This window comes from Sphingobium sp. C100, from assembly GCF_000508185.1.
In the GTDB taxonomy this organism is placed as follows: domain Bacteria; phylum Pseudomonadota; class Alphaproteobacteria; order Sphingomonadales; family Sphingomonadaceae; genus Sphingobium.
Genome location: NZ_AYOY01000160.1, coordinates 14,711 through 35,425 on the forward strand (window position 1 = coordinate 14,711; position 20,715 = coordinate 35,425).

Annotated in this window: 27 protein-coding genes; 16 read left to right on the plus strand and 11 right to left on the minus strand. The window is 65.2% G+C overall.

Going from position 1 to position 20,715, the window contains the following annotated elements; translation table 11 throughout:
• Positions 1-150: 150 nt before the first annotated feature.
• The 10 genes from C100_RS48870 (at position 151) to C100_RS39475 (ending at position 4,035) form a co-directional block, all read left to right on the plus strand.
• Positions 151-321 (plus strand): hypothetical protein, encoded by a 171-nt coding sequence (locus C100_RS48870; RefSeq protein WP_024020631.1) that lies wholly within the window; start codon positions 151-153, stop codon positions 319-321.
• Positions 322-410: 89 nt separating this feature from the next.
• A complete protein-coding gene (gene pspA, locus C100_RS39435) occupies positions 411-1,091 on the plus strand; it encodes a phage shock protein PspA (protein WP_024020632.1) in 681 nt (226 codons plus the stop codon).
• 4 nt (positions 1,092-1,095) lie between these two features.
• On the plus strand, positions 1,096-1,362 hold the full coding sequence (gene pspB / locus C100_RS39440; protein ID WP_024020633.1) for an envelope stress response membrane protein PspB: 267 nt from the start codon (positions 1,096-1,098) through the stop codon (positions 1,360-1,362).
• 1 nt (position 1,363) lies between these two features.
• Positions 1,364-1,744: an envelope stress response membrane protein PspC gene (gene pspC / locus C100_RS39445; RefSeq protein WP_024020634.1), complete on the plus strand. Its 381-nt coding sequence runs from the start codon at positions 1,364-1,366 to the stop codon at positions 1,742-1,744.
• 38 nt (positions 1,745-1,782) lie between these two features.
• Complete coding sequence (locus tag C100_RS39450) at positions 1,783-2,073, plus strand: hypothetical protein (protein ID WP_024020635.1); 291 nt, start codon at positions 1,783-1,785, stop codon at positions 2,071-2,073.
• 29 nt (positions 2,074-2,102) lie between these two features.
• Entirely contained in the window at positions 2,103-2,447 is a 345-nt protein-coding gene (locus C100_RS39455) for a hypothetical protein (RefSeq protein ID WP_024020636.1), read from the plus strand.
• A 38-nt stretch (positions 2,448-2,485) separates the two neighbouring features.
• Positions 2,486-2,737 (plus strand): hypothetical protein, encoded by a 252-nt coding sequence (locus C100_RS39460; protein WP_024020637.1) that lies wholly within the window; start codon positions 2,486-2,488, stop codon positions 2,735-2,737.
• A gap of 35 nt (positions 2,738-2,772) precedes the next feature.
• Positions 2,773-3,009 carry a hypothetical protein gene (locus tag C100_RS39465; protein WP_024020638.1) on the plus strand — a complete coding sequence of 79 codons (237 nt, stop codon included), beginning with the start codon at positions 2,773-2,775 and terminating at the stop codon, positions 3,007-3,009.
• A 51-nt stretch (positions 3,010-3,060) separates the two neighbouring features.
• Positions 3,061-3,489, plus strand: a complete 429-nt coding sequence (locus C100_RS39470) for a SufE family protein (RefSeq protein ID WP_024020639.1) — start codon at positions 3,061-3,063, stop codon at positions 3,487-3,489.
• Between the two features lie 51 nt (positions 3,490-3,540).
• Entirely contained in the window at positions 3,541-4,035 is a 495-nt protein-coding gene (locus tag C100_RS39475) for a hypothetical protein (RefSeq protein WP_024020640.1), read from the plus strand.
• On the opposite strand, the gene C100_RS39480 is transcribed toward C100_RS39475, so the two are convergent.
• The 6 genes from C100_RS39480 to C100_RS39505 all read right to left on the minus strand — a co-directional run bounded on the left by C100_RS39480 (position 4,010) and on the right by C100_RS39505 (position 10,300).
• Positions 4,010-4,525 carry a sterol desaturase family protein gene (locus tag C100_RS39480; protein WP_031309811.1) on the minus strand — a complete coding sequence of 172 codons (516 nt, stop codon included), beginning with the start codon at positions 4,523-4,525 and terminating at the stop codon, positions 4,010-4,012. The genes C100_RS39475 and C100_RS39480 overlap by 26 nt on opposite strands.
• A 118-nt stretch (positions 4,526-4,643) precedes the next feature.
• Positions 4,644-5,390, minus strand: a complete 747-nt coding sequence (locus C100_RS39485; RefSeq protein WP_024020642.1) for a TorF family putative porin — start codon at positions 5,388-5,390, stop codon at positions 4,644-4,646.
• Positions 5,391-5,640: 250 nt separating this feature from the next.
• The gene (locus C100_RS39490) at positions 5,641-6,900 is read right to left on the minus strand and encodes a mechanosensitive ion channel family protein (RefSeq protein WP_024020643.1); all 1,260 of its coding nucleotides are present in this window, start codon (positions 6,898-6,900) and stop codon (positions 5,641-5,643) included.
• Positions 6,897-8,102 (minus strand): cystathionine beta-lyase, encoded by a 1,206-nt coding sequence (metC, locus tag C100_RS39495; RefSeq protein ID WP_024020644.1) that lies wholly within the window; start codon positions 8,100-8,102, stop codon positions 6,897-6,899. Before metC ends, C100_RS39490 begins: the two co-directional genes overlap by 4 nt.
• Positions 8,099-8,944, minus strand: a complete 846-nt coding sequence (gene sseA / locus C100_RS39500) for a 3-mercaptopyruvate sulfurtransferase (RefSeq protein WP_024020645.1) — start codon at positions 8,942-8,944, stop codon at positions 8,099-8,101. The genes metC and sseA overlap by 4 nt, the downstream gene beginning before the upstream one ends.
• 81 nt (positions 8,945-9,025) lie before the next feature.
• The gene (locus tag C100_RS39505; RefSeq protein WP_031309812.1) at positions 9,026-10,300 is read right to left on the minus strand and encodes a hypothetical protein; all 1,275 of its coding nucleotides are present in this window, start codon (positions 10,298-10,300) and stop codon (positions 9,026-9,028) included.
• An 88-nt stretch (positions 10,301-10,388) separates the two neighbouring features.
• Here C100_RS39505 and queF point away from each other — a divergent pair, with 88 nt between their 5' ends.
• A complete protein-coding gene (queF, locus tag C100_RS39510) occupies positions 10,389-10,850 on the plus strand; it encodes a preQ(1) synthase (protein WP_024020647.1) in 462 nt (153 codons plus the stop codon).
• A gap of 21 nt (positions 10,851-10,871) precedes the next feature.
• On the opposite strand, the gene C100_RS39515 is transcribed toward queF, so the two are convergent.
• Positions 10,872-11,543, minus strand: coding sequence for a glutathione S-transferase family protein (locus C100_RS39515; protein WP_024020648.1), 672 nt, complete (start codon positions 11,541-11,543; stop codon positions 10,872-10,874).
• Positions 11,544-11,725: 182 nt separating this feature from the next.
• On the opposite strand from C100_RS39515, the gene acs reads away from it, so the two are divergent.
• From acs to C100_RS48335, 3 genes are all read left to right on the plus strand, one after another.
• A complete protein-coding gene (gene acs, locus C100_RS39520; protein ID WP_024020649.1) occupies positions 11,726-13,669 on the plus strand; it encodes an acetate--CoA ligase in 1,944 nt (647 codons plus the stop codon).
• Between the two features lie 221 nt (positions 13,670-13,890).
• Positions 13,891-14,403 carry a cytochrome b gene (locus tag C100_RS39525; protein ID WP_024020650.1) on the plus strand — a complete coding sequence of 171 codons (513 nt, stop codon included), beginning with the start codon at positions 13,891-13,893 and terminating at the stop codon, positions 14,401-14,403.
• Positions 14,404-14,520: 117 nt separating this feature from the next.
• Complete coding sequence (locus tag C100_RS48335) at positions 14,521-14,988, plus strand: hypothetical protein (RefSeq protein WP_152536488.1); 468 nt, start codon at positions 14,521-14,523, stop codon at positions 14,986-14,988.
• Between the two features lie 208 nt (positions 14,989-15,196).
• On the opposite strand, the gene C100_RS39535 is transcribed toward C100_RS48335, so the two are convergent.
• Entirely contained in the window at positions 15,197-16,405 is a 1,209-nt protein-coding gene (locus tag C100_RS39535) for a UbiH/UbiF/VisC/COQ6 family ubiquinone biosynthesis hydroxylase (RefSeq protein WP_024020652.1), read from the minus strand.
• 90 nt (positions 16,406-16,495) lie between these two features.
• Positions 16,496-17,587 carry a branched-chain amino acid aminotransferase gene (locus C100_RS39540; protein ID WP_024020653.1) on the minus strand — a complete coding sequence of 364 codons (1,092 nt, stop codon included), beginning with the start codon at positions 17,585-17,587 and terminating at the stop codon, positions 16,496-16,498.
• A gap of 156 nt (positions 17,588-17,743) precedes the next feature.
• On the opposite strand from C100_RS39540, the gene C100_RS39545 reads away from it, so the two are divergent.
• Positions 17,744-18,763, plus strand: a complete 1,020-nt coding sequence (locus tag C100_RS39545) for a threonine aldolase family protein (RefSeq protein WP_024020654.1) — start codon at positions 17,744-17,746, stop codon at positions 18,761-18,763.
• On the plus strand, positions 18,756-19,652 hold the full coding sequence (locus C100_RS39550) for a DMT family transporter (RefSeq protein ID WP_024020655.1): 897 nt from the start codon (positions 18,756-18,758) through the stop codon (positions 19,650-19,652). Before C100_RS39545 ends, C100_RS39550 begins: the two co-directional genes overlap by 8 nt.
• Here the strand turns inward: C100_RS39550 and C100_RS48875 are convergent.
• Positions 19,649-19,804 (minus strand): hypothetical protein, encoded by a 156-nt coding sequence (locus C100_RS48875; protein ID WP_024020656.1) that lies wholly within the window; start codon positions 19,802-19,804, stop codon positions 19,649-19,651. The two genes, C100_RS39550 and C100_RS48875, sit on opposite strands and share 4 nt — an antisense overlap.
• Positions 19,805-19,880: 76 nt before the next feature.
• Positions 19,881-20,675, minus strand: coding sequence for an epimerase (locus tag C100_RS39555; RefSeq protein ID WP_031309814.1), 795 nt, complete (start codon positions 20,673-20,675; stop codon positions 19,881-19,883).
• Positions 20,676-20,715: the final 40 nt, after the last annotated feature.

Here is a 20,715-nt window from a genome sequence, read left to right on the forward strand (position 1 = left end):
CAAGCAGACTCTCGTTTTGCGGCTATCCGATGAACTGAAAATGAAGGAAATCCGCCAGTTTTTAAAATTGGCACGCACCCTGCAGAGCTTTGGGCAATCCGCAACAAAAGGCGGAACGCACATGAAGGCCAAGGTTCAGGGAGTAAGAAGATGGAAAAGACCACCAATGTTCGCGAAATCGGCCAGCTGATGTCAGTCGCCGTCGCCGCCATCCTGTTCGGATCGACCATGATCCTTTCGGCGGTCGGCCCGGCCCGCGCCAGCGAAACCCCGATCCTCGCGGCCAATGAAACCCCCGCGACTTTGCGCTATCTGGCGTAAGGACGCGACACCCGGCCGGGGCGGTCCCGCCCCCCCTCTCAGCCGCCCCGGCCATTGAGAAACAGAAGAGACCACCAGGAGTAGTTCACATGGGTATTTTTTCCCGCACCCGCGACATCATTGCCGCCAATGTCACCGACCTGCTCGACAAGGCGGAAGATCCCGCGAAGATGATCCGCATGATCATCCTCGAAATGGAGGAGACGCTGGTCGAGGTGCGTGCATCCGCCGCCCGGACCATCGCCGACCAGAAGGAGATGCGTCGCCATATCGCGAAGCTCACCGCGTTGCAGGACAGCTGGACCGAAAAGGCGCAGCTCGCGCTCAGCAAGGACCGCGAGGACCTGGCCAAGGCCGCCCTGGTCGAACGGCAGAAGGCCGCCGACATGGCGGACCATCTGAACCATGAGATCGAAACGCTCGACGACGCGCTCCATGCTTCGGAGGAGGATATCGCCAAGCTCCAGGCCAAGCTGCGCGAAGCCCGCGTGCGCCAGAACAGCCTCGTCACCCGGATGCAGAGCGCCGAAAACCGCCTGCGTGTGCGCGAAGCCTATGCCGGCGAGAAGGTCAATGAAGCCTTCGCCCGCTTCGACATGCTGGAACGCCGCGTGGACATGGCCGAAGGCCGCGCCGACGCCATGGGCCTGGGCGGACAGCCCAAGACGCTGGAGGAGGAGATTGCGGAACTTAAGTCGGCCGACAAGGTCGATGCCGATCTCGCCGCGCTCAAGGCCAGCATGAACGCTGGCAAGACCGAAGGAGCCTGATCCCATGGAGGACGTGTTCCTGCCCATCATGATCTGCGGCATGTTGTTCATCGGCATGCCCTGGCTGATCTTCCACTATGTCACCAAGTGGAAACAGGCCCCCAAGATCACCGATGAGGACGAGAAGTTGCTGGACGAGCTTCACCTGCTCGCCCGGCGCCTGGAGGAAAGGCTCCAGACGATCGAACGGATCGTCGCAGCCGACAATCCCGACTTCCGCCCCGCCCGCCCGTCGCACGACGACGCCTATAATTTCGAACGGAGGAACTGAGATGACCGCCCGCCGCACCAAATTCTATCTCGACAAGCAGAATGGCAAATGGCTGGGCGTGTGTTCCGGCATCGCCGACTATACCGGGATCGACGTGGTCTGGGTGCGCGTCGGCGCGGTGCTGATCACCCTCATGGGGGCTTTCCCCTGGTCGCTGATCGCCTATTTCGCCGCCGCTTATTTCGCCGATGCAAAGCCTCTGGGCCTGTATTCGGATCGCGATGACGAAAAATTCTGGCAGGGCGTGCGCACCAATCCGGCGCGCTCCACCCGCGATGTCCGGTCCAAATTTCGCGACATCGACCGCCGCCTCGCCGACATCGAGCTATATTATACCAGCCGCAATACCCGCCTCGCCGACGAGATTGACAGCCTGCGCTGAACGTCATGTCGGGGCACGACAAACAGGGAGAGACAGTCATGAGCATCGGCAGCCCCTTCTTCATCCTCGCCATCATCGCCATGTCGACGCTGGGCTGGATGTTCACGACCTGGACCAGGGCGCGTCACGGCTATCCGGTGGAAAATGAATGGTCGGGCGTCGCTCATCGAACCGATCCCGACGCCGGTCGAAAAATCGACCTGCTTTCAAGCGAAAACGAAATGCTGACCGGCCGCATCAGCCGCCTTGAGGAACGCATCGCCGTGCTGGAAAGGATCGCCACCGATCCATCGACCCGCACCGCGCGCGAAATCGACGCGCTGCGCTGATCGCGCCGGCAAAGGGGAGACAAGGGATCATGGACAAGACCGATATGGTGGACGCCTTCATCATGCCCAACCTGCCGTGGATCATCGGCGCCGGGCTGTTCATCGCCGTCCTGGCCATAGCCGGCTGGATCTTCACCACCTGGCTGCGCGTGCGCCACGGCTATCCGCTGGACGGCGCCTGGGGTCAGGCGGTCTATCCGCAGAAGAATGAGGAAATGGTCGAGCGCATCAAGCTGCTGAGCCAGGAAAATGCCCGGCTGCGCGCCGAGATCGGGTCGATGAAGGATCGACTGATTGTGGTGGAGCGCATCGTCACCGACGAAAGCCACCAATTGAACCGAGAGATCGAACGGCTGCGCGGCCCCGCCAACTGACCGGCACAGGCCGCCGCGCCAACAGGGAGTGACATGATATGAATCCGTTTGAAATGGTCGTCGCCATCATCGCCATCGTGATGATCGCCCAGGTGGTGAAGGCGAAGCTGGGCGTCGTAAATCGCGCCAAAGGCGAGGACTTTACCCATCGCGGGCCGGACCCGGAGGCAGAGCGCCTGCGTGCCGAGGTGAAGGCGCTCAAGGACCGCGTGGCCGTGCTGGAAAGGCTGGCCACCGATGATTCGACCGCCCTGGAGCGGGAATTCGAGAAACTACGCAGCCGCGACTAGGCCATGGACGCGGCTCCTTCGCCAGGGAGGCACAGATGCAGGACCCTTATCTTTATCTGACCCTGGCGACGGCCGGTCTCGCCGGCCTCGCCATCGTCTCCACCGCGGCCTTGCGCGGCTGGAATGGCTGGCTGGACTTCAAGCGCGCGGAACTTAACCGGCGCGGTGATGAAGGCGCCCCGCCTTCTTCGGCCGCCGCCCGGATCGAGGTCGCCGACCTCAAGGAACGAATCCGCAAGCTGGAAGCGATCGCGGCCGGCGTCGATCTTTAAAAGACGGAAAAGCGGGTTCCCGCGCCTGCTTTTCCGCCTATATGGGCGCCCATGACCGACATGCCCGCTCCCCGGCCCATCTTGGCCGAGCTTCAGGAAGAATATGAATTTCTCGACGCGGACGATCGTTATCGCCTGCTGATCGACCTGGGGCGCGCGCTGGAGCCGATGCCCGACGCGCTCAAGACCGACGCGACCCTGGTGCGGGGCTGTTCGGCGGCGGTGTGGGTCTATCCCACGGTGCTGGAGGACGGGCGGCTCCATTTCCTGGCCGACAGCAATGCCGCCATCACCAAGGGGATCATCGCGCTGGTGCTGCTGACGGTACAGGATCACGCCCCCGCACATATCGTTGCGACCGACATTGAAGGCGCGCTCGCCCCCTTCGACCTGCGCAACCAGCTCAGTTCCAACCGGACGCAGGGCATCCCCAACATGATCGCCCTGATCCGCGAAACCGCCGCACGCTACGCCGGTTGAAACCCGGACCGTGGCTGCGGCGTTGGGTTCTCCTGACAAGGAGGATGCAACATGCGTCACATCATCGCCCTGACAACGGTCGCCCTGCTGGCCGCCTGCTCATCGGGCAGCAAGGACGAACCGACCCAACGACAGCAGATCGGCCAGAGCTGGAAATATGAAGGCGGTGACGGCGGGCAGGCGAAGCTGGCCTATATCGGCAGCGTCAACAGCGTGCAGACGATGACCGCGCCCGACACCTTCGCCGTGCTGCTGGTCCAGCCGATGAGCAATGGCGAAAAAAGCGTGACGGTGAAGCTGGTCGGTGCACCGTTCCAGTGCGACCTGTCCGATTGCGCGGTCACTGCCAGGGACGATGCGGGCAAGACCCGCCGCTGGAAGGGCCGGATGACCGACGCAAAGGACGGGATCGAAATCCTGCCCTCGCAAAAAGCCTATGAGACGATCGCGGCGGCGAAGGCGGTGGAGGTCGATCTGGCCGTGGGGCCGAAGGACGAGACGACACCCTTCCGCTTCAATGTCACCGGGCTTGATCTGCCCGGCTGACCGGATGGCGCACGCCGGCCCGCGCACGGCGGGCCAGTTCCTGTTTCAGCGCGGCGGGCCGGGGCGCGACCAGGAAGCCGAAGCTGACCGTGCCGTCCTTCGTTTCGACCGCATGGTGCAGCCGGTGCGCCTGGACGATCCGCTTCATATAGCGCGAACGCGGCACATAGCCGTGGCGCACCCGCTTGTGGACGATGATGTCGTGAAAACCCAGATAGATGGCGCCATAGGCGGCGATGCCCGCGCCACAGGCCGTCGCCCAATTGCCCCAGCCCCATTGCACGCCGCCCAGCAGCAGCAGGATCGAAGGCAAGGCGAAAATCACGAAATAGAGATCATTGGCTTCCCACAGCCCGGTGCGGGGTCGGTGATGGCTGGCATGGAGGAACCAGCCCGGCCCATGCATGACCCAGCGGTGCATGACATAGGCGAACCCCTCCATCGCAGCGACGGTGGCGACGAAGACCAAAAGGAGCGAAAGCGGGGACATGGCGCCGATATAGGCGCGCCGGGGCGCCAAGGCGACCCCGCAAAGATACGCAGTCATGAAAAAGGCCGCCATCCCGGCAGGAATGACGGCCTCAATCACGCTTGATGCGGAAGGACGGTCAGAAAGCGGCGGTCAGCGAAAAGACGACCGCGCCATCGGCCCCCAGCGATTCCTTCATGCCGTTGCCGACATCGGTGTTCACATAGGAAATGCCGAAGCTCAGCATCTTGTAGGACGCCGAACCGCCGATCGAATAGTCGAACACATCGCCATCGGGACCACCGGGAAATGCGTCGCTCTTCGCAAAGCCGGCATGACCGACCAACGAGAAGGGCGTGTTGGGAATGCCGATGGTCGGTTCGACATGGGCATAGAAGGACGACGCCTTCTCGCCATTGCCGTCGAGCAGCGCGGACTGTTTCCAGGCATAGTTCACGCCGACCTTGATGCTGGCCGGGCCAACGGTGCCGGTCAGGTTCACATAGGGTTCGAAAAAGTCGGTGTTGTAGTCGCCATGCTTGGGATAGAGATAATAGAGCAGGCCCGCGTCGATGGTGATGCCCGACGCGATTTCCTTCGAATAGCCGGCGGACAGATCAACCTCGGTATTGCCGGCGAAGTTGATGCTCGATGCCCAGACCGATCCGTAGAAACCGCTTTCATGCGCGGCCGTGATGCCGCCCTGAACTGCTGCATCCTCCCCGTTCTGGGTGAAACCGCGGAAGCGATAATCGGACACCAGCCCGACATTGCCGGATAGCGTCACGGCGTCGGTGGGCGCGTCCTGCGCCATGGCGGGGGCGGAAATGACGGCGAGCGCGCCGAACAAAATGGGGGCCGAGAGGCCGATGATGGACTTACGCATGTGATTCCCCTTGATGGTTCTGCGATCGTCCCACCTGCGTCCAGGCGCCTGCCTCTATGTTCCCGCGCGGGGCGGGCCGGCTGCCTCAACAGGACCGGAAATGCCCGTCCGCGCTGCGCTGCACAAGATTTTATTTCTAATTGATGTCTTTTACTGCCTAATTGTTGCTGGACTGCAACAAGCTTAGCCGACGACTGGCTGCCTCTTCCGTAAGGGAAAAGCGAGAAATCAGCGCGTCAAACGGGTCAGGTCACCCCTCGTCAGTCCGGGCCTGCGCCATATGGACGACGCGCTGCGGGAAGGGGATGGTCACGCCATGGTCGCGGAACAGGTGCCACAGGCGGCCCAGCACGTCCGATCGGACATTGCCGACGCCCGCTTCAGGGTCGGTGATCCACGCCAATATCTCGTGATCGACGCTATTGTCGCCAAAGCCGGTCAGCCAGACATTGGGCTTGGGATCCTTGAGCACGCGCGGGCTTTCCAGTGCCGCCTGCATCATCAGTTTCTGGGCCAGTTCCAGGTCGCTGTCATAGGCGATGCCGACCGGGATGTGGATGCGCACCCTGCGGTCGGAATAGGACCAGTTCTCCACCTCCTGCGTCATCAGATTCTCATTCGGAATCAGATGTTCCTTGCCGTCGCGGGTAATGACGCTGACGGCGCGCACGCCGATCTTGTTGACCCAGCCGAAACTGTCGCCCACGACGATGACGTCGCCCGGCTTGATTGATCGGTCGAGCAGCAGGATGATCCCGGCGATCAGGTTGCCGACGGTCTTTTGCAGGCCAAAGCCCACCGCCAGCCCCAGCGCGCCGGAAAAGACGGCGAAGGCGGTCAGGTCGATCCCCAGCACATCGACGCCGAAGAAGAATGCGGTGGCGACGATGGCGATGCCGGCCAACTTTTCGGCCAGCAGCTTCTGCGTCGGATCGAGCCCCCGCGACCCGGCGATGCTGCGCGCCAATATCCGGTTGGCCAGGCGCACGGCGCCGAACAGGCCGACGCCGATCGCCGCGATGGAGGTCAGGTCGAGCAGCGAAATGCGCCGCTTGCCCAGTTCAAGTCCCACGCTGTCGAGCATCTGCGCGAGCGGCGTGATGCCCCCGGTGCTGCCGGACAACAGCATGACGAAGATCAGGATCGAGAGCGGCACCGTCGCCCAGAGCGGGATCGATACGCCGCGCAGCAGATGATTGGCGACCATCGCCAGCGCCCAGCCCAGGACGCAGGCCAGCACGATATTGGCGGTGGTGCCGGTCGGCCAGACCGCAGTGGCGATACCCACGAGCAGGGTGGCGAGGCCGTGCCGGACCAGCGGCCGGACATGCGGCGCGAAGGCGGGGCCGAGATGCGCGCAATGCGGCGCGATCCGCCGCGCGATCATCCGGGCAAGCGTGGCGGCGAGCAGGTAGAGGAGGATGGCCACTCCCAGCCCGACCGCCGCCTCGATCAGGTCGGTGCGATGCTGCATCCGCGCAACCAGTTCAGGCGGCAACAGCCCGATCATGCCGCCGCCCTGTATCGGGCGAGGCCGGCCGCCAGATCGGCGATCAGATCGGCGGGATCTTCCAGGCCGATATGAAGCCGCACCGCCGGCCCCTCCGCCGCCCAGCGCGTCGCGGTGCGATAGCGGGCCGGGTCGACGGGCAGGGCCAGGCTTTCAAAACCGCCCCAGCTATAGCCGATGCCGAAATGCGCCAGGCCGTCGATCAACGCGGCGCGCGCCGCTTCGTCCCCGCCGTCCAGGACGAAGCTGAACAGGCCGGTCGATCCGCTGAAATCGCGCCGCCACAGATCGTGGCCGGGACAGTCGGGCAAGGCGGGATGCAGCACACGCGCGACCTCGGGCTGATCCTTCAGCCAGCGGGCGACCGCCAGCGCGCCGTCGCGATGTTGCGCCAGCCGCACACCCAATGTGCGCAGGCCCCGTGCCGCCAGCCACGCATCGTCGGGACTGACCATCTGTCCAAACAGATAGGCCGTCTGCCGCACCTTGCCGAACCATTGGGCATTGGCGGTCACGCTGCCCATCATCACGTCGCTATGGCCGACGATATATTTGGTGCAGGCCAGGATCGCGATGTCGACGCCATGGGCCATGGCGGGAAAATAAAGCGGCGTCGCCCATGTATTGTCCATCAGCGTCACGATGCCGTTGGCCCGCGCCCAGGCGGAGATGGCGGGAATATCCTGCACCTCGAAGGTCAGGCTGCCGGGGCTTTCCAGGAAAATGGCGCGGATCGGCCCGTCCGCCAGATGGGCGTCGAGCGCCGGCGCCACGGGATCATAATAGATCGTTTCGATGCCGTGACTTTTCAGCATTTGCGTGCAGAAGCTGCGGGTCGGGTCATAGGCGCTATCGACCATCAACAGCCGGTCGCCCGGTTTGAGCACCGCCATCAGCGCGCAGGCGATCGCCGCCACACCCGAGGGGAAAAGCATCGTCCCCTCCGCCCCCGGCTCCATCTCGGTCAGCGCATCGGCCAGGCTCCAGGCGGTCGGCGTCCCCTTGCGCCCGTAGAATAGCCGCTCATGCGTGCTGCTGCCGGCGGCTTTGCGCAGGTGGGCGACATCGTCATAAAGGATGGTGGACGCGCGCCAGACCGGCGGGCTGACGATACCGCCGGGCTGGCCGGGCATACCGGTCCATTCGGGCTTGCGCCCCGCCTGCACCAGTTTCGTCAGCGGCTTGCGCGGGTCGTCGCTCATGCTGGACCCGTCGCTTTCGGTGTCGCGGTATCGAAACCCCATTCCGACCAGCTGCCGTCATAGAGACTGACGTCAGTCTTGCCGAGCGTCTCCAGCCCGGCAAGGACGATCGCGGCGGTCACGCCGCTGCCGCAGGTGGTGATGATCGGTCGGTCGAAATCCGTGCCTGCTTCCTCGAACAGTCGGCGCAGTTCCGCGCCCTGCTTCATGCTGTTGTCGGCAGCAAAAAAGGCGGACGAGGGGATATTGCGGCTGCCGGGAATATGGCCGGACGCCATGCCCGGACGCGGCTCGGCCTCCGCCCCCGTGAAGCGGGCCGCGCCGCGCGCATCGATCAATTGCGCCGCGCCGCTGTCCAGATTGGCGAGAATGTCGGCCTTGGTCCGAACCTGCGTGCGATCCAGCCGGGCGACGGCGTTGCCGGGCGCGGGCGTCGCCGCGCCGCTTTCGACCGGCCGCCCCTCCGCCACCCATTTGGGCAGGCCCCCGTCCAGGATCGCCACGCTCCGGCCCAACCCATAGACACGCATCATCCACCATCCGCGCGCCGCGCTGTGGGCCGGGCTGTTGTCATAGACGATGATGCGGCTGTCCGCATGAACGCCCAGCGCTTGTATGCGCTGCGTCATCATCGCGTCGGGCGGCAACATGCCGGGCGTCGGGTCGTCGGGATCGCCAAGGCTGGGCAGGTCGAGAAAGGCCGCGCCGGGGATATGGGCGGCTTCGAACTCGGCCCGCGGATCGCGCGGCGTGCCAGGCAGGAACAGGCTGGCGTCGAGGATGACCAGGTCGTCCCTGCCGAGTTCCGCGCCAAGCCAGTCGGTGGAAACGAAGATGGTCATGCGGGCTCCCTTCGGCCTTGTCACGTCCACGTCTTAGAGCCAGCCGCCCACGGATTAAAGGGCCGGGCGAGCCTTTGTTGATCAGGCCGGCGTCAGTTCCACCGCCGCGCGAGCGGCAGGCCGGCGATATTGGCGTGGCCCCTGATCCAGGCGCAGCGGCGCAAGCCGATCGGTCGGTGGCTCCTGTTCCTGTCCGACGATGAAGGCGCGCGCGGTTCGCCCCGCGCCGAGCGGCTCGCCCTCGCCCGCGCCCCAGCGATAGGCGGCGTCAAAGGCGGCGATCGGGATGAGCAGGCTGCGCTGGCCCATATCGACCGGCACGATCCGGTCGGTCGGCAACCGCAATTCGCCCGCCAGTTGCCGCGACTCGCCGGGCGCGATCGACACTGCACTGTGCAGCGGCAACCCGTCCTGGCCGGTGAAAAATCCCTGGAGCAGCGCCTGCTGCTGCGCGCCGGCATTGCCCATGATCCCGCGCACAAGGATGTCCTGCGCTTCGCGATCACCGCGATTGTGCAGGATCAGGCTGTAGGCGATGGTCACGCCCATCAGCGAATAGCGTGCCTGGCTGACCACCATGTCCATGTCGATCCAGGGCCGATCTGCGGCCGCGGCCACCGGCGCGGCGACCGGGGCAGCATCGGGTTCTGGCTCCGAGGGCGCGGGCCGGACCGGTTCGCTGGCGGGCGTAGGCACAGGATCGGACACGGCGCCAACTGGCGCCTGATCGACCGGCTCCACCGACCGGCGGCGACGCAGCAGCAACAGTGCAGCGCCAAGCGCCAGCAGGGCGAGCGCTCCACCGATGATCCAGGGGAGCATGGCGCTGGTTTGCGCAGGCGGCGTTAAGGGGACCGGCGGCTCTGGAGCAGCCGGCGCGGTGTCGTTGGTCGCGGGCGCGGAAATCTGTGGCGGCGGGGCATCGGCCGCGCGCTGATCCGTCGTCGCGGCATCGTCCGCCGGAACCGGAACAGTCGGCGTGGCGCGCTCTGGCTCGGACGCTGGCGCCGCAGGTTCGGCCCGGCGTTGTTCGCGCGATTCCGGTTGAGCCGGGCGCGGACGTGCGGGTTCGGTCGGGCTTGTGGGCACCGGCTGCACCTGAACCGGCGGCGTCAGCCTCGGCGCGACTACGGGTGGCGCGACGGCCGGGGGCGTCGCGCGCGGCGTGACGGGATCGCGATAGACGTTCAGTTCCGGCCCCTGCCGGTTCGGATCGGGGGCAGGCCTGTTTGAGGGTGGAAGCGAAAATCCCTCCGAAGGCTGCTCCGCCTGCTGGGCATGGGCGGGCGCCAACATCGTCGCGGCCATCGGCAGCAGCGACGCGGCAAACAGAAGCGGACGAATGCTGGACCCCATGGCCCGTCCAAGGCACAAGCCGGGCTGAACCGCAAGTGAACAATGCGAATCGATGACATCAGCCGTGCGATCGCGTAGATGCGCGACCATGACCGACCTTTCCAAGACCCCGCTGCATCTGGGCCAGCCCAGCGCCCTGCCCGCCTCTCCCGAAGCCGCCATATTGGATTATGTGCCCAATCCGCGTCCCGGCAAGCCCTATCTGGTGCGCTTTACCGCGCCCGAATTCACCTCGCTCTGCCCGGTGACGGGCCAGCCCGACTTCGCCCATCTGGTGATCGACTACGCCCCCGCCGAAACGATCGTCGAATCCAAATCGCTCAAGCTCTTCCTTGGCGCGTTTCGCAACCATGCTGCTTTTCACGAGGATTGCACCGTGGGCATCGGCGAGCGCCTGTTCGCGGAGATGACGCCGATCTGGCTGCGCATCGGCGGCTATTGGTATCCGCGCGGCGGCATCCCGATCGACGTCTTCTGGCAATCGGGCGAACCGCCGGCGGGCCTTTGGCTGCCCCCGCAGGATGTGCCGGGCTATCGCGGACGGGGGTAACGGAACCGCCGGCCCCTGACCCTAGAAGTCGGGCTTTTCATAATGGGGCGGGGGCGTAATGACTTCCATCCGCTCCGACAGCAGCGGGCGGAAGGAGGGGCGCGACTTGAAACCCGCATACCAGCGCTTGACCGGTTCATGCCCGACCCAGTCGATGCCGCCCAGATAGTCGGCGACCGACAGATGCGCCGCCGCCGTTATGTCCGCCAGGCTGAGCGTCCCGCCCGCCATCCAGCTGCGATGGTCGAGCAGATAATCCATATAATCCATATGGACGTTGGCCCGCTTCATCGCTTCGCGCAGAACGCGGGCGTCGGGCGACGCGCGCTCGACCAGCCGTTTCTTCATCCGCTCGTGCAACAGGGGGCCGACGACATCGCCGAAAAAGCTCTGGTCGAAAAAGGCGGTCAGCCGCCGCACCTCCGCCCGGCCCGCCGCCGTGCCGGAGATCAGCGGGAATTTCTCCACCGTTTCCTCGAAATATTCGCAGATCGCCTGGCTGTCGAGCAGGGTGATGCCCCGTTCCTGATCCGCCATCACTGGCGTCAGCCCGGCGGGGTTGAGATCCAGAAATTCGTCCCGCATCGCCCAGGGCGATTCGCGCACCAGATCATAGCCGATCCCCTTCTCGCCCAGCAGCAGCCGGACCTTGCGGGAAAATGGACAGAGGGGGAATTGATAGAGCAGCCACATAGGCGTTTTCTGTTAGGCGCGCGCAGGCGATCGGGAAAGCGGCAAATATGGGAAATATGCCGTGCCGCTACGGCGCTATAGGCCAAAAGGATGGCGACAAACGGCATGGTCCGGCCTTTCGGTCCGGCGATCCGGGCGGTAGAAGAAGCGAGAAAATGGTTTCGTGATGGAAAGGATGCCTGATGTCTGATGATTTCTTCCCCGTGCCGGACATCTGGGCGAAGGGCGCATTGATGGACCGGGCGGCACGAACAGCCGACTATGCCCGCTCGATCGACGACAGCCACGCTTATTGGCTGGAGCGAGCGCAGCGGCTCGACTGGATCACGCCGCCGACGCGGACCAATGAAAGCAGTTTCGACGAGGCGGATTTCGGCGTCCAATGGTTCGCCGACGGCGTGCTCAACGTCAGCGCGAACTGCATCGACCGGCATCTGGCGGAGCGGGCCGACCAGACCGCCATCATCTGGGAACCCGATTCACCCGATGCCGAGCCGCGCCGCTACAGCTATGCACAGGTGCATGAAGAGGTCTGCCGCCTTGCCAATGTGCTGAAGGCCGCCGGCGCGAAAAAGGGCGACCGCGTCACCATCTACCTGCCGATGATTCCCGAAGCCGCCTTCGCGCTGCTCGCCTGCGCGCGGATCGGCGCGATCCACAGCGTCGTGTTCGGCGGTTTCTCGCCAGAAGCCTTGTGCGGCCGAATCGTCGATTGCGATTCGACCCTGGTCATCACCGCCGACGAAGGCCGACGCGCCGGCAAGAAGGTGCCACTAAAGGCCAATGTCGACGCCGCGCTCAAGGATTGCCCCAGCGTCCGCAAGGTGATCGTCGTCCAGGCGACGGGCGGCGCGGTGACGATGCAGGATGGCCGCGACCTGTGGCTGCATGAGGAAGCGGCGAGGGTGTCGGCCGACTGCCCGCCCGAACCGATGCGCGCCGAAGATCCGCTGTTCATCCTCTACACCTCCGGCTCCACCGGCAAGCCCAAGGGCGTGCTGCACACAACCGGCGGCTATCTGCTCTGGGCCAGCCTGACGCACGAACTCTGCTTCGACTATCGGCCCGGCGACATCTACTGGTGCGCGGCCGACATCGGCTGGGTCACGGGGCATAGCTATATCGTCTACGGCCCGCTGGCGAACGGCGCGACGACGTTGATGTATGAAGGCGTGCCCAATTACCCGACACCAGCGCGCATCTGGGAAGTGGTGGACCGGCATCAGGTGCAGACCATCTTCACCGCGCCCACGGCGCTGCGCGCGCTGATGAAGGAAGGCGACGATTTCGTCCATGCGACCAGCCGCAAGTCGCTGCGCCTGCTGGGCACGGTGGGCGAACCGATCAACCCCGAAGCGTGGCGCTGGTATCATCATGTCGTGGGGGAGGATCGCTGCCCGATCATCGACACCTGGTGGCAGACCGAGACGGGCGCGGCGATGATTGCGCCGATGCCCGGCGCGACCGACCTGAAGCCCGGCTCCGCCACCTTCCCCATGCCCGGCGTCGTGCCGCAGATCGTCGATGGCGAGGGCAAGGTGCTGGACGGCGCGACCGAAGGCAATCTGGTCATCGCGCAAAGCTGGCCGGGGCAGATGCGCACCGTCTGGGGCGATCATGACCGTTTCTTCCAGACCTATTTCACGACCTTCCCCGGCAAATATACCACCGGCGACGGCGCGCGGCGGGACGCGGACGGCTATTACTGGATCACCGGCCGGGTGGACGACGTCATCAACGTATCGGGCCATCGCATGGGCACGGCGGAGGTCGAAAGCGCCCTGGTCCTGCACGAGAGCGTGGCCGAGGCGGCCGTGGTCGGCTTCCCCCACGACATCAAGGGGCAGGGCATCTACGCCTATGTCACGCTCAACAGCGGCGAGCAAGCGAACGACGCCCTGCGCAAGACGCTGGCGCAATGGGTGCGGAGCGAAATCGGCCCGATCGCCACGCCGGACGCGATTCAGTTCGCGCCGGGCCTGCCCAAGACCCGTTCCGGCAAGATCATGCGCCGCATCCTGCGCAAGATTGCGGAGGGAGAAGTGTCGGCACAGGCGCTGGGCGACACCAGCACGCTCGCCGATCCGTCGGTGGTGGATAATCTGGTCGCCAATCGTCAGGGATAAGGCGGCCGGAACTTCGCAAACATCGCGCTTGTCGCGCATGGCGAATTTGTCCGCAAAGGATCAGCGCCGCGAACCGGCACGATGGACGATGGGAAAGAGCCTGATGGAACAAGCCCATAGCAATATCGGCCGCTGTAGGACAGACTGAAGCAAGGACGCAGGAGGCCAGGGCGCATCGAACAGGGCGCCCCGGCTGGACATGCCAGACCAAGGAGCAGCCCATGGCCCGTTACACATCTGTCGCCCGCGCCCTGCACTGGATCATCGCGATCCTGATCATCGCCAATCTGGCCCTGGGCATCGGCCATGAGGCCCTGCCCAAGGACTGGGCGGTGATGCCGGTGCATAAATCGATCGGCCTCACGGTGCTGGCGCTGACGCTGGTGCGGATCGGCTGGCGACTGACCCACCCCGCCCCGCGACTGCCCGCGGCCATGCCAAGTTGGGAAAAGGGCGCGGCCCATGCGACCCATTTCCTCTTTTACGCCTTCATGATCCTGATGCCGTTGTCGGGATGGATCATGACATCGGCGGGCACGCGGCCGCTCAATTGGTTCTTCCTGTTCGACGTGCCCAAATTCGCGGTGACGAAAGGCGATGCCATCGTCGGCCTGTCGGGCGAAGGGCATGAGATTATGGGCTTCACCTGGGCGGCGCTGGTCGTCGTGCATATCGGCGCGGCGCTGCGCCATCATATCGTGCTGAAGGACGATGTGCTGCGGCGGATGCTGTAAGAACTGTGGGTGGATGGCGGACTGGCGGGTTTGGATAATGTTGGTCGGAATAGCGGACATAGCTTTACGCATTTGGTAATTAACTTGATGGCAAACATACCCAAATAATTGGGCTAAATGATCAGATTCATCTTAGCTCTGACGGCGACTGCCCTTGTATGTAGCTGCTCGCCGCCACTGCCAAAGTGTTCGGCTCCCAACCCTAAGACAATTGCCAATGCGTTGTCGGGCCGCGAGTTTTTTCGCGCTACGCTGACAATGGTCGCAAAATCCACTGTGACTGGCAAAATGGTCGCGGACAAAGACCCGCAGGGCTTTGAAAAGCGCTTATCCCGCGCGGTTGATCACGCATTAGTTCGCTACGGTAAGCAATGGGATACGAACTTCGCGCAGGCATATTCTGACACGCTCAGCCAGCAAGAATTGTCGGCAGTGTGTGCTGCGATGAACGAGAATGACAAGGGGAGCTTCGGACGCTTTGCTGACCGCGTCGGCACAGATATGAAATCAAAATCGACGCCCTTGCTTCACATGGCTGGCGTTGAGGTTATCAAAGAACTTGCTCAAGGGTCGATCGCGAAATAGTCGTATGTATTGTTATGCACGTCCGGTTCCCGGTCGCACACCATGAGCTGTGGACGGTAACAAATGGTCGCTTGCAGTCACTTCCTTTTGTCGTGCCGGGCCTGACCCGACATACCGCTTGTTCCGAAGTGCCATAAGCCAGGAAGAAGCGAGACCCCGGATCAAGTCCGGGTGACGAAGCCAGAGCCGCCTCTGGTCGTGACCCGCCCTACACCATCTCGCCGGTCAGCAACCGTGGCAGCGCGCCCGACTGGCCGCGCGCTTCGGCCATGAAGCGTCCCTTGAGCGCGCCGCTGCGCTGCACCGCGGCCAGCCCCGCCCGGCGGACCAGCGAAGGCAGCTTGCCCGGCACATCGAACAGGCGGACCAGCCCGTCCATCGCCACGCTGGTCATCATCGAATCGAGGCCGCGCCAGCGCTGGTAGCGCGCCAGCAGTTGCGCATCGCCCGGATCGAGGCCCAGCCGCATCCCGTCCACCAGCACCTCGACCAGCGCGGCGACGTCGCGGAAGCCGAGGTTCACGCCCTGCCCGGCGATCGGGTGGATGGCATGGGCGCTATCGCCCACCAGCGCGAGGCGCGTATCGGTGATGCGCGCGGCATGGTGGAAACCCAGCGGGTAGGAGGAGCGCGGCCCCGCCAGCTTGATCTCGCCCAGGAACCCGCCGATCCGCTTCTGCGCTTCGGCCAGCCAGGCGCGTTCGGACAACTTCATCATCGCCGGCGCCTGATCGGTCGGCACGGTCCAGACCACGGCGGAGCGGGTGCCGGGCAGCATCGGCAGCAGCGCGAAGGGGCCGCCGACATAGAAAATCTCATAGGCCGTGTTGGCGTGCGGGATGTCATGGTCGATCGCCGTGACCATGGCGGTGTGCTTATATTGCCAGCGGGTCGTGTTGATCCCTGCCGCTTCGCGCGTGGGGCTGTTGCGTCCCTCCGCCGCGACCAGCAGCGCGCCATGGATGGTGTCGCCGCTCGCCAGCGTCAGCGTGACGCCATCGGCGTTGCGATCGACATGGGTGGCGCGGTCGGGCTGGAAGCGGGTGAGATTGACGGCTTCGTCCGCCGTCTGCGCCAGCGCGATGCGCAGGGCGCGATTGGGGACCATCGTGCCCATCACGCCATCATCGGCGTCCGGCGCGAAATCGAGCGCGCCCGGCTCCAGGCCATCGCTGACCCAGATCCGGTCGATCGGGCAGCCTTTGCCCGTCAGATGCTTGCCGACCCCGATGGCGTTCATCATGGCATAGCTGGTCGAACTGATCGCCGAGACGCGGCCGTCGAACCCGGCGGCCGTGGTGTCCACCGGATCGGCCGGGTCGATGACCGCGGTTTTCACCCCGTGGCCGGAAAGGGCGATGCCCAGGGTCAGGCCGACCAGGCCCCCGCCCAGGATGACGACGTCGAAGCGTTCCATGGATATGTATCTAGGCGCTTGGGAAGGGATTGGGAAGCGGTCGCTTGCCCCCTATTTCCCCGCACAGGCGGGAAAGACAGGGGGTAGATATCAAACCATGCGCACCCAGCCGGCCGGGTCGGCCACGGTGCCGCGCTGGATGCCGGTCAGTTCGGCGCGCAGTGTTTCGGTGACGATGCCGCCATCGCCATTGCCGATGGTGAAGTCGCCATCCACGCTCTTGACCGTGCCGATCGCCGTCACGACCGCGGCGGTGCCGCAGGCGAAGGCTTCGCGCAGCTTGCCGCTGGCGGCGTCGGCGCGCCATTGGGCGAAACTGTAGGGTTCCTCGCGCACGTCATGGCCCTTGGCGCGGGCCAGGTCGATGATGCTGTCGCGGGTGATGCCGGGCAGGATGGTGCCGCCCAGCGGCGGGGTGACGATCGACCCGTCCTCCATCACGAAGAAGACGTTCATCCCGCCCAGTTCCTCGACCCACTTGTTTTCGGCGGCGTCGAGGAAGACGACCTGATCGCAGCCATGGCCGATCGCTTCCTTCTGCGCGATGAGCGACGCCGCATAATTGCCGCCGCACTTGGCCGCGCCGGTGCCACCGCGCGCGGCGCGGGTGAAATGTTCCGACACCCACAGGGTCACGGCCGTCTTGCCGCCCTTGAAATAGGCGCCGGCGGGCGAGGCGATGACGCAGAAAATATATTCGTTCGACGGGCGCACGCCCAGGAAGGTCTCGCTCGCGAACATGAAGGGGCGCAGATAGAGGCTGCCTTCGCCCGACGGAATCCAGTCCGCGTCGATCTTCACCAGCGCCTCGCACGCTTCAAGGAACACCGTTTCGGGGAGCGCGGGCATCGCCATGCGTTCGGCCGATTCGGCGAAGCGGCGGGCATTTTCCTCCGGCCGGAACATGGCGATGCTGCCACCCTCCAGACGATAGGCCTTCATCCCTTCGAAGATTTCCTGCGCATAATGGAGCACGGCGCAGGCGGGATCGAGCTGAAAGGCTTCGCGCGGGCCGATGGCGTGGCTGTGCCAGCCCTGCCCCTCGGTATAGCGGATGGTCACCATATGGTCGGTGAAGACCCGGCCGAAACCCGGATCTTGCAGCAGCACCGCGCGCTGGTCCGCCGCTACAGCCTGGCTGTTGCGGGTGACGGTGAAGCGCGATTTCTGCAACGCGTCCATGGTGAATCTCCTTAAGCGTGGCTTGGACCGGCCGCCTATGTCACAGTGCGGCCCGCGAGACAATTGGTCACATATATTGACCCATTTCGCAGGACAGAGCCAGCTCCGTCCCGCTGGCCTCTTCCCGTGCCCCGGCGGTCCCGCTATCGCCATGTCATGCACTTTTATTCCGACAATGCGACGCCCGTCTGCCCCGAAGTCATGGCCGCAATCGCGGCCGCCGACCACGCCGACCATGGCTATGACGGCGATGCGTGGAGCGTGCGGCTGGACGGCGCCTTTTCCGCGCTGTTCGAAACGGAGGTCAAGGCGCTGTGGATCGCCACCGGCACGGCGGCCAACAGCATTGCGCTCGCCTGCCTGTGCCCGCCCTATGGCGGGGTGCTGGCCCATGAAGAGGCGCATATCGTCGTCGATGAATGTGGGGCGCCCGGCTTTTTCACCCATGGCGCGACCCTGATGCCGATGGCCGGCGACGGCGCGAAACTGACGCCCGATGCCGTGCGCGCGCGGTTGAGGGCGATCCGGCCCGACGTGCATCAGGTGCCGGCGCGCGCGATCAGCATCACCAACGCCACCGAATATGGACTGGTCTATACGCCCGATGACGTCGCGGCGCTGGGCGCGGTGGCCAAGGCGCATGGCCTGGGCTTCCACATGGACGGCGCGCGCTTCGCCAATGCGGTGGCGCATCTGGAATGCGCGCCCGCCGACATCTGCTGGCGCGCGGGGGTCGACGCGCTGTCGTTCGGCTGCGTCAAAAATGGCGGCCTGGTGGGCGAAGCGCTGCTGTTCTTCGGCCCGCAAGCAGAAACGCGCGCGGCCGAAGCGGCCCGCTGGCGCAAGCGGTCAGGGCATCTCTTTTCCAAGGGGCGCTATCTCGCCGCCCAGCTATTGGCGCAGATCGAGGACGGGCTGTGGCTGCGCAACGCCCGCGCGGCGAACGCGGCGGCGCAGGCGCTGGCCGTGGGCGCGGCCGGGCGGCTTATCCATCCCGTGCAGGCCAACGAGCTGTTCGTGCGGCTGAGCGCGCAGGAAGCGGCGACCCTGCGCGCGCAGGGTTTCGATTTCTATGACTGGGGCGAAGGCGCGGCGCGGCTGGTGACCAACTGGGCGCAGAATGCCGCCAGTGTCGCACCGCTGGCACAGGCGCTCAGGGCGCTCGACCATGGCTGACGCGGCGAAGGGCGGCATCGCCCTGCCGTTCATCCTCGTCACGCTGATCTGGAGTTCGACCTGGATCGTCATCCGCGACCAGATCGGCGCGGTGCCGGCGAGCTGGTCGGTCTGTTACCGATTCCTGCTGGCGGGGATCGCCATGGCGGCCTTCGCGAAGATGCGGGGCGTGTCGCTGCGGATCGGCGGGGCGGGCATATTGTTCGCGGCGCTGCTGGGGACGGCGCAGTTCGTGCTGAATTTCAACTTCGTCTATCGCGCCGAGCAACATCTGACCTCCGGCGTCGTCGCGGTGATCTATGCGATGCTGCTGATCCCCAACTCGGTGCTGGCCTATCTGGCCTTTCGCCAGCCGGTGACGCGCAGCTTCCTGGCGGGGTCAGCGGTGGCGATGGCGGGGATCGTCATGATGCTGGTGCATGAATATCGCGCCGCCGACGTCGCGCCGGACAAGGTGCTGATCGGCGCGGCCTTTTCGATCGTTGGTCTTTTGAGCGCGTCGGCCGCCAACATCATGCAGGGGATGGAGATTGCCCGCCGCCTGCCGATGGTCGCAGTGCTGGCCTGGGCGATGCTGATCGGCGCGGGCGTGGATGCCGTTTTTGCATGGATGACCGTCGGTCCGCCGGTCATAGAGCCAAGGATCGGCTATCTGGCGGGCATCGCCTATCTGGGCATTGCCGGGTCGGTCGTGACCTTCCCGCTCTATTATCGGCTGATCCAGCGCGTCGGGGCCGGCCGCGCCGCCTATACCGGCGTGATGATCCCGGTGCTGGCGATGCTGATATCGACCTTGGTGGAGGGCTATCGCTGGACCGGCTTTGCCGCGCCGGGCGCCGTGCTGGCGGTGGTGGGCATGGTCATCGCGCTGCGGGCGAAGCGGGGTTAGCGGATGGCGCCCGGCTGGTAGCGCAGCTTGGCCGCATTCACCTTGTCGAGCAGGCTGGCGATCGATTGGGGCGACGGGGCGGCTCGGCCCGGCACGGAAAGGTCGTTGATCCGGTGGCTCAGCGCCGAAAAGGCCTTGTCGATGGGGGTCATGGCTCATCCCTTCTGAAGCGATGATCCCTTCTCCGATGCGCGGGTTAACAAGACGTAAACCATGCGACGCGCCGTGTCACAGGCAGGCGCGTAGCCCGTCCGCATAGGTGGGATAACGCGGCCTCCAGCCCAGCAGCCGCTTGGCGCGGCCATTGGCGACCCGGCGGTTTTCGGCATAGAAGCCGCGCGCCATCGGGGACAGGCCGGCCTCATCAAGGGACTGGAGCGGCGGCCAGGGCAGGCCGAGCAGGTCGCACGCCGCCTCGATCACCCGGTTCTGGGCGCAGGGCAGATCATCGGACAGATTATAGACGCCCGGCGGGCCATCAAAGGCAGCGATCACCCCGCCGACAATGTCATCGACATGGACGCGGCTGAAAAGCTGATCGGGTAGGTCGATGCGATGCCCCCGCCCTTCGCGCACCCGGTCGAGCGCGGAGCGGCCCGGCCCGTAAATGCCAGGCAGGCGGAAGCGGCGCAGATCGGGGCGAAGCGCGCCCCAGGCCGCGTCTGCCTGCGCCCGGGCGGTGCGGCGGCCCGTGCCGATGGGACTGTTTTCATCCACCCATGCACCCGCCGCGTCGCCATAGACGCCGGTGGAGGAAAGATAGCCGGTCCATCGCGCCGGTGCGGCCGAGATCGCCGCGCCGTAGCGGATGAGGACGGGATCGTCATCGCCCTGCGGCGGGACGGAGGAAAGGATGTGGGTGGCCTGTCCGATCGCGGCATGAATGGCAGGCATGTCATCAAAAGCGAGCATGTCCGGGCCGGGGCTGCGACGGACGCCGGTCACAGTCCAGCCGCCATCCCGAAGCCGGGCGGCGAGGCGGGCGGCGGTATAGCCCATGCCGAGGATGAGCATGTGGGGCAGCGCATTCTCCCGCCAGTTGGAGTCTTCTCTGATTGGGGCT